Here is an 11,453-nt window from a genome sequence, read left to right on the forward strand (position 1 = left end):
TGACCATGCCCGACCACCAGACCAATATCTCTCCGCTTGCGTCCCCTCTGCCTGCGGCCGAGGGGGAGCCTACGCCGATCCGCCCCGAGGATTTGCCCTCCTTGTTTGCGGCGCGCCCTACCGACGCTCACAAAGGCACATTTGGCACGGTGGCGATCATCGGGGGCGGCCCGGGTATGGTGGGGGCGGCGTTACTGGCCGGACGCTCGGCACTGAAAACCGGAGCTGGCAAGGTATTGATCGGATTTGCTCAAGCAGATTGCCCGATCCCGTGCGATTTGCTGCAGCCGGAGTTGATGCTGCGCGATGCAGCCTCGCTCTTCCAGGCCGGTCTTCCGGTGGACGCCTGGGTAGCCGGCTGCGGCCTCGGAACAGGTACCCAGGCGTTGAACACCCTCAACAGGTTGTTCGCGCTGCGCAGCAATACTCCCCTGGTGTTGGACGCCGACGGGCTCAATCTCCTGGCAGGAGGGTTATTACCTCCGTGGGGCCCCGGCACGGTGATCTTGACTCCCCACCCCGCCGAGGCCGCCCGGCTGCTGAATTGCACCAGCCGGGAAATTCAAGCAAATCGTCAGCATGCGGCTCGGGCCTTGGCGCAACGGCATCAAGCGTGGGTCGTCCTCAAAGGGGCCGGCACGCTTGTTTGCCGGCCGGACGGCCGGTGCTGGATCAATCGCAGCGGTAATCCAGGCTTGGCAACGGCAGGGACGGGAGACGTCCTGGCGGGCATGATGGGCAGCCTGATTGCGCAGGGCATCATGTTGGATCAGGCAATCCCGGGCGCGGTCTGGCTGCATGGGGCCGCGGCCGACGCACTGGTCTCCGGCGGGCTCGGCCCCATAGGACTGACAGCGGGAGAACTGGCAGACGCAGCCCGGCAGTTGCGAAACCACCACGGTTAGAGGGAGTTACAACTTATCCACAGGTTTATGTTGCATTGCACTTAGGGTTATCCCTATAATGGTTTACCCCATGACGAAACGGACTGGAGAAATACCATGACTGAACTGACCCTGAACCAAAATGCCCGCCTGACCGATGCCCTCGAGCGCGACCTGCTCCGTGGCGCAATGGAAAGCCAACAGAACATCCAACCGCAAGCCCTGCTCAAGCAAGCTGGTGCTGCGATCGCCCGCGCTGCCGGCGCCTTTGCCGACTACGTCGCTGAAGTCCACGACGCCATGAACCGCGCCCGTGCCGCCAGCGCCCACTACACCGGCTCGCAGTGGTAATCCGCGGGCAACTTGCCGCCCACCTCTGAAAGGAGGCCGGCGGCAAGGTTTTGCTCGTTTGCCGTGATATCCGCTGGCTTTGCCCGTTGCCTCGCAAAGACTTTCGCACGCGTGCCATGATGATGTGGCGATGCAGTCCGCTGAACACTGTTCTTTGCACTGAGGCAGCCCGGTAGCAGCCCGGCAATCTCCGCGGTATCACACGATGCGCTCCAAGGCGCCGCACCCCGAAGCGGGGCGCGGCGCCTTTATATTTTGTTGCCGGGGCGCCCAAAACAAGACTCCCCTCGGCGGACAGCACCAAAGGCGCAGCACGGGGCTTTTGGGTCGCGAGCGCGGAAATCCGGTCCGGCAATAGCGGACTGTGCGCATTGACAACGCACGAAATCGCTTCCGATAATCGCCCCCTTGCAATGATTGATTACGACTTTCGGCCCCCTGCTGATCGTGGCGCAGTCATTTGCCGATTCGGAGCCCCAATGAAATTGCGTACTTCCCTGGCCTTGCTGGCCGCGAGCGCCAGCCTTGCTGTCGCGCCGACTGTCCTGGCCCAGTCCCTGACGATCGCCTTGTCGTCCGAGCCCACCTCTGCCGATCCTCACTATCATAAGCAGACCCAGAACGATGCGTTCGCCGCGCACGTCTATGACTCGCTGATCAATCGCAATGCCGACATGGAGCTCATCCCTGGCCTGGCGACGTCGTGGAAGAACCTGGACGACCTGACCTGGGAACTGAAGCTGCGCGAAGGCGTGAAGTTCTCGAATGGCCAGCCGTTTACATCGCAAGACGTGCTTTTCTCAGTCTGCCGCACGCTCAATAACGAGACCAACATCTCGCAGTCGTACATGACGGTCACCAAGCTGCTGACGGACGTACAGACGCCCGACGAGCACACCGTCATTCTGAAGACGGCGGAGCCCTTTCCCCTGATGCCGGCCGAATTGGCCCGGCAACTGCCGATCATCTGGAACGGCATCGTAGAACACGGCCCGCTGAAATTCGCGCCGAAGGAAGGCTGCGGCGTGACCGGTCCGTGGCCGACGGTGGCAGATTTCAATAATGGCAAAGACGCCATTGGCACCGGGCCGTACACCTTGAAGTCGTACGTCAAAGGCACCGGGATCGAGCTGGAACGCAACGAAAACTATTGGGGCACGAAGCCCGAATGGAAGACGGTGAAGTTCGTGCCCGTGCCGAACGCCGGTCCACGCCTGACCGGTTTGCTCTCGGGTGATTTCGATGTCATCGAAAACCCGGCGGCACGAGATCTGCCCCGTTTGAAAGACAACAGCAATTTTGGCTTTATCGCTACCCCATCGACGCGCCTGGTGTTTTTCCAACCGGATGTCGGCCGCAACCCGAGCCCCTTCGTCAAGAGCGCCGATGGCAAGAACCCGCTGCAAGATCTGCGCGTGCGCCAGGCGATCAATATGGCGATCGACCGCAAGACCATCAATCAGCGCATCATGGACGGGCTGGCCACCCCGGCGTACCAATTCATGCCTGATGGCATGTTTGGCGCCCTGCCCAAAGCCCCCGAAATCAAGTACGACCCGGAAGGCGCCAAGAAGCTCCTGGCGGAAGCCGGCTACCCGAATGGTTTTGAACTGACACTGTCATCCACGAACAACCGTTATGTGAATGATGCTCAGGTCACGCAAGCCGTGGCCCAGTACCTGTCGCGCATCGGAATCAAGGTCCATGTCGATGCAATGACGGCTTCGATTTATTTCCCCAAACGCGCCAAGCGTGAGTTCAGTTTTGCGATGGGCGGCTGGCCGGCGGAAACGGGCGAGGCCTCGGCGCTGTTCCAATTGTGGGTTGCGTCGCTGGACTCGAACCGCAGCCTGGGCACCAGCAACTACGGTGGCTATTCGAATCCCGATTTCGACAAGGTCTATGAGCAGGCTATCGTCACCATCGACCCGGAAAAGCGCAAGCAACTGCTGCAGCAATCCACGCAAATCGCACTGGACACGCTGCCGCTGATCCCGCTGCACTTTGAAAGCAGCATCTGGGCATTCCGCAAAGGCCTGAGCTATGAAGGCCGCCGCGATCAGTACACGCTGGCCATGTCGGTGCATTCGGCAAAGGGCAAGTAAGCCTGAGTTGGTTGCATGACGCGACCGAGTGCGCGAGCAATCGTGCATCCACCCCTCAAAATGGGATTCAGATCCAGTTTTGAGGGGTTTTTTGTCGCTGGGCCGTCCCCAAGATACAACGCCCCCTCGGGAGGGAACAAGCCGCAAGCGCAGCGTGGGGCATTTTTCGCCGGGAGTCCCCGAGACGAAATGCCCTGGGGGCAGCACCGCCGCGTCAGCGTCCCGATGCCCCCTCCAGCGTCGACTCCAGAGCATCGATACGCGCCTTCAGGTGCTCAATGAAACGCGTCACCCCGATCGGCAGCAAACGGCCCTCCATGGTCTGGATCTGCAAATTACGCGATTGCAGCTCGGCACTGACGACCGGGAGTGCAACCAGGCCGTCCTGAACCAATCGCCACGCCACAGAGATATATCCAGCAAACATCACGGCGTTGGAATGCCGCACGAAACCATGCAGTGCCGGTGAGTAGTTCGATACCAGGGCTGCGTGCAATGGCACGGCCTCTAGAGCACATGTCCGGTTCAATAGGCGCCGGGCGGTGCTTTTGTCGTCAGTCAACGCCAAGGGATAGGCCAACACCTCCTCCAGATCCAACTGGCTGCGGCCCGCCAATGGATGGCTCGCAGCCATGACGGCGTAAACGGGCGCACGCCACGAATGCAGCACTTTCACCCCCTGGGCAGGCTCGACGTTGAAAGACACCGAAACGTCGATATCACCGTTGCCAATGGCGCGCATCGCCTCAGGCGGGGTCAAAACATGCAACGCGAAGCGCGTGCGCGGATATTGCTTTCGAAAATCGACCATTGCGACAGGTAGAAACCCTTGCGCAGGCCCCTCTGATGCCCCGACCCGAATTTCGTCATGCGGCGCGCTTTGCAGCCCAGCGATCTGCCGCAGCACTTCGTCCGCCTCGAGTTGCGTGCGGCGTGCATGGGCCAGCAACAGCCGGCCGGCCTCGCTCAAGACCATGCCACGAGGCGCCCGGTCGAATAACGGCGAACCAACCTCTTCCTCCAAGCTGGCGATTTGGCGGCTGATGGCCGATACCGCCACGTGCAATTGCTTGGAGGCGCCACTCAGACTGCCGGCCTGGGCGACTTCCACAAAGTACTTCAATGCGATGCCATGCATGACTGCTTAACCTCTGTTCAAGGGTCGGGATCACAGGGTCACTAACGACTGCATTCTCCCGAGAGCTTTGCTAAAAAAGCAAATGCCATGGCAAATATTCTAATTGTCGAGAAAGCTGACAGGCTCCTAGAATCAGCCCCACGATAAGAATCAGCGCCGCAAGAGCCTCAGGCCAGCGGCCTTTCCCAGGGGGAAATTGGTGATCCTGGCACGAAACCGGCCATTGTGTCCGGCACAAGCGCATGGCTTTTACACGAGCGACTCGATACATGAGCCTGCGAATTGTGCTCGCCCTGGTATTCCCCCGTTTATATCTCCGGTTCCTGGGTAGCCGCCGTGCCTAAGCCTGACCCCTGTATCGCCCGCTTCGCATTCGCCCAAGAACCCCGCCTCAGAGAACACACTATGACCGTCTCTCTTCTTCGCTTGGCTACTCTGACTGCGCTGCTCGGCATGGCTGCCGGCGCTCACGCCCAAACACTGACCATCGCGTTGGCCTCGGAGCCGACCGCCGTGGATCCGCACTATCACCAAGCCACGCCGAACAATGCCATGGCGTCGCAGATTTTCGAGACCTTGGTGGCTCAGGATGCCAAGATGAGCTTGATCCCGGGTTTGGCTGCATCCTGGAAAACGCTGGACGACACGACCTGGGAATTCAAGCTGCAGAAAGGCGTCAAGTTTTCGAACGGTCAGCCGCTGACGCCGCAGGATGTGATTTTCACGTTCTGCCGCGCCATGAATAACGAAGAGTCCATCGCAGGCTCGTATGAAGCCGTGGTGCAGAAATTCGCCGATGTTCAGGCGCCGGATGCTCATACGCTGATCGTCAAAACGCGAAAACCGTACCCTCTGTTGCCCAACGATCTCACGCGGATGGGCATCATTTGGAATGGCATCGCCGAACACGGCCCCATCACGTTCGATCTGGAAAAAAAATGCGGTGTCAACGGTGGCTGGCCCAGAGTCGCAGATTTCAATAATGGCAAACATGCCATTGGCACAGGCCCGTACAAGCTCAAATCGTACGTGAAAGGCAGCGGGATCGAACTCGAACGCAACGAGGATTATTGGGGCCAAAAACCCGAGTGGCGCGACGTGAAGTTCGTGCCCGTACCGAATGCCGGCCCTCGCTTGACGGGCTTGTTGGCCGGCGATTTCGATGTCGTCGAAAGCCCTGCTGCCCGTGACGTACAACGCATCAAGAATACGCCGGGCTTTGGCTATGTCGTCACACCCTCGGTGCGCGTGGTGTATTTCCAGGCGGATGTCGGCCGCGAAAACAGCCCTCTCGTGAAAGCCGATAACGGCAAAAATCCCCTGCAAGACGTCCGCGTGCGACGGGCTATCAGCATGGCGATCGACCGCAAGACCATTGTCGACCGGATCATGGATGGAATGGCCATGCCCGCCAATCAGTTCTTGCCTGACGGGATGTTTGGAACGCTGCCCAACCCTCCACAGTTGACTTACGATCCCGAGGGGGCGAAAAAACTGCTGGCCGAAGCAGGATATCCCAACGGTTTCGAACTGACGTTGTCATCGACCAATGATCGCTACATCAACGACGGCCAGATCACCCAAGCCGTGGCGCAATATCTGTCACGCATTGGTATCAAGACACATGTCGACGCCATGACCCGTTCGGTATATTTCCCGAAACGCGCCAAGCGGGAATTCAGTTTTTCGATGGGGGGCTGGTCATCGGAAACCGGTGAAGCCTCGTCCTTTCTGCAGTACTGGGTGACCTCGTTCGCGCCCGAGTTGGGCATGGGTACCAGCAACTACGGCCGCTACTCGAATCCGGAGTTGGATCAAATATTCCGCCAGGCAGTCACCACGGTAGATGACGCGCAACGTGCCAAACTGTTGCAGCAGGCCTTGACGATGACACTCGCCGATTTACCCAGTATTCCCCTGCATTTCGAGAGCAGCATCTGGGCATTTCGCAAGGGGTTGACCTACGAAGGACGCGCAGACCAGTACACTCTCGCTTCGTCAGTGAAATCCGTCCCATAAGGTCGCTTGTAACAACGCCCCTCTGGCGCGGTGAGCCCACGGCGCAGCGAGAGACATTTCTCTCGTCGCGCCGTACCTCATGAAGCAAGCCAATCGATGGCTCGGCATGAGGACTTTTTTTGCAAGTCGTAAGGAACGCCTAACGTGGTTCTGTTTACCCTACGCAGGTTGATTCAAAGCCTGTTTGTCCTGCTGGCCGTCTCGGTCGTGGTGTTTTTCGCGGTGTATGCCGTGGGGGATCCGATCGAGTTGCTGGTCAGCCCCGAAGCCACGGTGGAGGCACGCGCCGCCACCATCGCCCGCCTGGGGCTCGATCAGCCCATCTGGCAGCAATACTTCACCTTTCTGGAACGTGCGCTGCACGGTGACCTGGGCACATCTTTCGTGCACGGAATCCCCGCGATCGAGCTGATCGTGCAGCGCATGCCGGCCACATTCGAATTGGTGGTGGTCGCCATTACCCTGACCTGTATCATCGGCATCCCGCTGGGCCTGGTCGCCGGGCTGTACCGCGATCGGCCGTTGGGACGCGGCATCATGGCCACGTCGGTGCTGGGCTTTTCACTGCCCAACTTCTGGCAGGGGATGATGCTGATCCTGCTGTTTGCCGTCTGGCTAGGCTGGCTGCCGGCGTCCGGACGCGGCGACACGGTCAGCGTGCTGGGCGTCCCGCTGTCGATATTGACCGCCGATGGCTGGTCGCATGTGATCATGCCCGCCATCAACCTGGCGCTGGCCAATATCGCCTTGGTATTACGCCTGACGGCCACAGGGGTCGCCGAGGCGCAAACCCAGGAATACGTAAAATTCGCGCGCGCCAAAGGCGTGAAGCCTGGGCGCATCGTGCGCCGGCACATTCTGCGCAATATCCTGATCCCTGTGGTGACCGTGGTCGGGATGGAGTTTGGCAGTCTGATCGCCTACTCCACGATTACCGAAACCGTGTTCGCCTGGCCCGGCATGGGCAAGCTCCTGATCGATAGCGTCTACCAATTGGATCGCCCTGTTGTCGTGGCCTATGTGATGCTGGTCACGCTGATCTTTGTGATCGTCAATTTTGTTGTCGATATCTTGTACGCCGCGCTCGATCCGCGTGTGCAACTCGTTGCTCCTTCGCATTAACGCTATGGCTCATCCTACTCAAAACGCCCGCATGCGCACTATCCAGCCACTGGAAGACACGCCGCGCCGCGCCGCCATTCTGAAAAAACTGCGTGACCGCCCCACCGTCACAGGCTCAGTCATTGCGCTGGCCATCCTGATGGTCGTGGTGCTGGCGGCACCCTATTTTGCGCCGCAAAACCCCTACGATCTGGCCAATCTGAATCTGCTGGACGGCCGACTCGCACCGCGCTCGACCTCGATGGACGGCATGGTTTATTTGCTGGGCACTGACGATCAGGGGCGCGATATGTTGAGCGCCATCCTGTATGGTCTACGCATCAGCCTGATGGTGGGCTTGTCGGCCGTCGCGCTGTCCACGGCCATCGGCAGCATGGCCGGATTGATCGCTGCCTACGTTGGCGGTTTTGTCGACACATTGATCATGCGGATCGTCGACTTTATCCTGGGGTTTCCCACGATTCTGGTCGCCCTGGTATTGCTGGCGATGATGGGCCGCGGCGTCGACAAGGTCATCCTGGCTTTGGTCGTCGTGCAGTGGGCGCACTACGCCCGCATCATGCGCGGCCGCGCATTGCAGGAACGGCGCAAGGAATACGTCGAGGCAGCCGCGAACCTGGGCTTTCCTGCATGGCGCATCATGGTTTTCCATCTGCTGCCGAACTGTATCGGGCCGGTGATGGTGTTCGCCACCATTCAAATCGCCACCGCGATCGCGCTGGAGGCCACCTTGTCGTTCCTGGGTGTCGGGGTGCCGATCACCGAACCTTCGCTGGGCCTGCTGATCGCCAACGGCTTTCAATATCTGCTGTCGGGCGACTACTGGATCAGCATGTTCCCGGGGGTCGCGCTATTGCTGCTGATCCTGACCATCAACATCGTGGGCGACCGCCTGCGCGAAGCCCTGGACCCGCGCCGATAATGAACGACATCATCTTACAGGTGCGCGGCCTGCGCACTGCATTTCATACCGAAGCTGGCGCGTGGCCGGCCGTCGATGGTGTAGACCTGACCGTGCGCCGCGGCGAGATTCTGGGCCTGGTCGGCGAATCCGGCTCTGGTAAATCCGTCACGGGATTTTCCTTGCTGGGTCTGATTGATCCCCCAGGGGAAGTCGTCTCGGGCGAGATTCTGTTCCAAGGCCAAGACCTGCGCACACTCGACGAAGAAAGCATGCGACGCCTGCGCGGCAACCGCATCGCGATGATCTTTCAAGATCCGTTGATGACGCTGAACCCGGTCTTGCGCGTTGGCGAACAAATGATGGAAGCCATCCTGACGCACGAAAACGTGCCCATGGCCCAGGCGCGCGAACGCTGCCGCGAAGCCCTGGAAATGGTGGGTATTCCTTCGCCTGAAAAACGTCTGGACAGCTATCCGCACGAATTTTCCGGTGGCATGCGTCAGCGCGTGGCGATTGCCATCGCCATGTTGAATCGCCCCGATCTCATTATTTGCGACGAACCGACTACCGCGCTGGACGTGACCATTCAGGGGCAAATCCTGTATCGCATGCAGGAAATCTGTCGCCAGCACGATACCGCGCTGATCTGGATTACTCACGATCTGGGCGTGGTCGCCGAGTTGGCCGATCACGTAGCCGTGATGTACGCAGGCCGCATCGTCGAGGCGGGTCCGGTCAATCAGGTGTTGGACGCGCCGCGTCACCCCTATACCAAAGGGCTGCTTGATTCCATGCCGGCGAATACTGCGCCAGGCGAACGGTTGCATCAGATCGACGGCATGGCGCCCAGCCTCGCGGGCAGGCCCGTAGGCTGTGCGTTCCGTCCGCGTTGCACACGCGCTGTGACGCGTTGCGCTGAACAAGCTCCTTCCATCCTGCAAGAAGGTTCGCGCAGCTACCGCTGCTACGCTCCGATTGCCCTCGAGACCGCTTCCGCATGACCCCGCAAGACACGCCTGTTATCGAGCTACGCAACGTTCATAAGCGTTTCGAGCAACATCCCGATCTGGCCCAGCGCATCCTCGCGCTGGCCGGCAAACCCATTGATCGCCGCACCGTTCATGCCGTCAACGGCGTGGACCTGTCGATCCAGCGCGGCGAGGTGCTTGGCCTGGTCGGAGAGTCTGGCTGTGGCAAATCCACGCTGGGCCGGGTCGTAGCCGGGTTGCATCGGCAAACGGAAGGAGAATTGCTGTACCAAGGTCAGTCCGCGGCCACGCTGCGTGGCGCCGAGCGCCTGGCCTATACGCTAGGCGTGCAGATGATTTTCCAGGACCCGCAAGCCTCACTGAATCCGCGTCAGCGCCTGCGCCAGATTTTGGGCGAGGCGTTGAAAGTGCACAAGCTTGCGCCGGCCACCGACATTCCCGAACGCATTGACCGTGCCTTGTCTGAAGTCGGTCTGGATCGCGAATATCGCGACCGTTTTCCCCATCAGATTTCCGGTGGACAGCGCCAGCGTGTCGGGATCGCACGCGCACTGATGGTGTCGCCCAAGTTCCTGGTGTGCGACGAGCCGGTTGCTGCGCTGGACGTGTCGATTCAAGCGCAAGTCATCAATCTGTTCATGGACCTGCGTGAACAGCACAGTTTTACCTATCTGTTCATCAGCCATGATTTGGGCGTGGTCAAACACATCTCGGACCGCGTCGCCATCATGTATTTGGGCAAGATTGTCGAACGCGCCCCCGCATCCGAGATCTTTGCGCGTGCGAACCATCCGTATACCCAAGCGCTGTTGGCCGAGGTACCCGACGTCGGTCGCCGCGGCCGCAAATTCACGCCGATTCAGGGCGAAATCCCCTCGCCATTGAATCCCCCATCGGGCTGTACTTTTCACCCGCGCTGCCCGCATGCCACAGCACGCTGCCGCGAAGCCGTCCCCGAACTCAAAGAAATCGCACCAGGCCATTGGTCGGCCTGCCATCTGAACACCTGAGCCGCATCATGAAAGCAGAACTCACCAACGTTGATCGTATTGGGCTGGAACTCGGTCATGCCGGCCGCAATGCCTTTGTCTATGTCGATGACGATCGCAATGCCGATCGGCCATTCACATTGCAAACCTATCGGCCCTATGGCTATACGCCCGATCGGCCCGTCGTAATCGTGCAGCATGGCGTGCTGCGCAATGGCGATGATTATCGTGATTTCTGGATCCCTGCGGCCGACAAACACAATGTTCTGATTGTGGCGCCGACGTTTTCCAACGATATCTGGCCCGGCGTGGAGAGCTACAACAATGGCCGCGTATTCAGCCCTGGCGGCAATCCGCGCCATGTCGATGGCTGGACCTACGCATTGATCGGCAAGATCTTTGCCGATCTGCGTGCCGCCGGCATCACCGAGGTGGAGCAAGCCCATTTATTCGGTCATTCGGCCGGGGGCCAGTTTGTACATCGTCTGATGAGCAGCCAATCCCACGCGCCATTCTGCGCAGTCACCGCCGGCAATCCCGGCTGGTACACCCTGCCCACGTTCGAGCATCGCTTTCCCGAGGGGCTGGACGGCGTAGGCCTGACCGAAGATCACCTGGTGCGTCTGCTGGCCTATCCGATGACGATCCTGGCGGGCGATCAAGACATCAGCACCAACGACCCCAACCTGCCATCGGAACCGCCTGCGTTACGTCAGGGACCGCATCGTTTTGCCCGCGCGCATCACTATTTCGAGGCGGGTCAACGCGAGGCCGCACGTCGCGGTGTGCCATTTAACTGGACCCTGCAAGTCGTCTCCGGCATAGGCCACGACGGCCGGGCCATGTCGGCCGCCTGCGCCAGCCTGTGGTTCGAAGGCAAGCTGCCCAGCGAAGCAGAGCTGGCCAAACTGGCCGGCCAGCACGTGGCTTGAGTTTCGTATTGTTCATCATT

The 11,453-nt window shown here is 60.0% G+C and carries 10 protein-coding genes; 9 read left to right on the plus strand and 1 reads right to left on the minus strand.

Features of this window, described 5'->3' with window-relative positions:
- Positions 1-5: 5 nt before the first annotated feature.
- From ACYVIT_RS21680 to ACYVIT_RS21690, 3 genes are all read left to right on the plus strand, one after another.
- Entirely contained in the window at positions 6-905 is a 900-nt protein-coding gene (locus ACYVIT_RS21680) for an NAD(P)H-hydrate dehydratase (protein ID WP_415804544.1), read from the plus strand.
- Between the two features lie 96 nt (positions 906-1,001).
- Positions 1,002-1,235 carry a hypothetical protein gene (locus tag ACYVIT_RS21685; protein ID WP_415804545.1) on the plus strand — a complete coding sequence of 78 codons (234 nt, stop codon included), beginning with the start codon at positions 1,002-1,004 and terminating at the stop codon, positions 1,233-1,235.
- A gap of 479 nt (positions 1,236-1,714) precedes the next feature.
- A complete protein-coding gene (locus ACYVIT_RS21690; RefSeq protein WP_415804546.1) occupies positions 1,715-3,340 on the plus strand; it encodes an ABC transporter substrate-binding protein in 1,626 nt (541 codons plus the stop codon).
- Between the two features lie 214 nt (positions 3,341-3,554).
- Here ACYVIT_RS21690 and ACYVIT_RS21695 read toward each other — a convergent pair whose 3' ends face one another.
- Positions 3,555-4,478 carry a LysR family transcriptional regulator gene (locus ACYVIT_RS21695; RefSeq protein ID WP_415804547.1) on the minus strand — a complete coding sequence of 308 codons (924 nt, stop codon included), beginning with the start codon at positions 4,476-4,478 and terminating at the stop codon, positions 3,555-3,557.
- A 405-nt stretch (positions 4,479-4,883) separates the two neighbouring features.
- On the opposite strand from ACYVIT_RS21695, the gene ACYVIT_RS21700 reads away from it, so the two are divergent.
- The 6 genes from ACYVIT_RS21700 (at position 4,884) to ACYVIT_RS21725 (ending at position 11,433) form a co-directional block, all read left to right on the plus strand.
- Positions 4,884-6,497 carry an ABC transporter substrate-binding protein gene (locus ACYVIT_RS21700; protein WP_415804548.1) on the plus strand — a complete coding sequence of 538 codons (1,614 nt, stop codon included), beginning with the start codon at positions 4,884-4,886 and terminating at the stop codon, positions 6,495-6,497.
- 144 nt (positions 6,498-6,641) lie between these two features.
- Positions 6,642-7,619: an ABC transporter permease gene (locus ACYVIT_RS21705; protein ID WP_415804549.1), complete on the plus strand. Its 978-nt coding sequence runs from the start codon at positions 6,642-6,644 to the stop codon at positions 7,617-7,619.
- A gap of 4 nt (positions 7,620-7,623) precedes the next feature.
- Positions 7,624-8,541, plus strand: coding sequence for an ABC transporter permease (locus ACYVIT_RS21710; RefSeq protein WP_415804550.1), 918 nt, complete (start codon positions 7,624-7,626; stop codon positions 8,539-8,541).
- Complete coding sequence (locus tag ACYVIT_RS21715; protein ID WP_415804551.1) at positions 8,541-9,524, plus strand: ABC transporter ATP-binding protein; 984 nt, start codon at positions 8,541-8,543, stop codon at positions 9,522-9,524. The genes ACYVIT_RS21710 and ACYVIT_RS21715 overlap by 1 nt, the downstream gene beginning before the upstream one ends.
- The gene (locus ACYVIT_RS21720; protein ID WP_415804552.1) at positions 9,521-10,522 is read left to right on the plus strand and encodes an ABC transporter ATP-binding protein; all 1,002 of its coding nucleotides are present in this window, start codon (positions 9,521-9,523) and stop codon (positions 10,520-10,522) included. The genes ACYVIT_RS21715 and ACYVIT_RS21720 overlap by 4 nt, the downstream gene beginning before the upstream one ends.
- Before the next feature lie 5 nt (positions 10,523-10,527).
- The gene (locus tag ACYVIT_RS21725) at positions 10,528-11,433 is read left to right on the plus strand and encodes an alpha/beta hydrolase family protein (protein ID WP_415804830.1); all 906 of its coding nucleotides are present in this window, start codon (positions 10,528-10,530) and stop codon (positions 11,431-11,433) included.
- The last annotated feature ends 20 nt before the right edge of the window (positions 11,434-11,453 follow it).

This window comes from Bordetella muralis, assembly GCF_054781015.1.

Coding starts and splice junctions, on each gene's coding strand:
- ACYVIT_RS21720 (WP_415804552.1), top strand. CDS start 9,521: ATGACCCCGCAAGACACGCCTGTTATCGAGCTACGCAACGTTCATAAG.
- ACYVIT_RS21685 (WP_415804545.1), top strand. CDS start 1,002: ATGACTGAACTGACCCTGAACCAAAATGCCCGCCTGACCGATGCCCTC.
- ACYVIT_RS21700 (WP_415804548.1), top strand. CDS start 4,884: ATGACCGTCTCTCTTCTTCGCTTGGCTACTCTGACTGCGCTGCTCGGC.
- ACYVIT_RS21695 (WP_415804547.1), bottom strand. CDS start 4,478: ATGCATGGCATCGCATTGAAGTACTTTGTGGAAGTCGCCCAGGCCGGC.
- ACYVIT_RS21690 (WP_415804546.1), top strand. CDS start 1,715: ATGAAATTGCGTACTTCCCTGGCCTTGCTGGCCGCGAGCGCCAGCCTT.
- ACYVIT_RS21680 (WP_415804544.1), top strand. CDS start 6: ATGCCCGACCACCAGACCAATATCTCTCCGCTTGCGTCCCCTCTGCCT.
- ACYVIT_RS21715 (WP_415804551.1), top strand. CDS start 8,541: ATGAACGACATCATCTTACAGGTGCGCGGCCTGCGCACTGCATTTCAT.
- ACYVIT_RS21710 (WP_415804550.1), top strand. CDS start 7,624: ATGGCTCATCCTACTCAAAACGCCCGCATGCGCACTATCCAGCCACTG.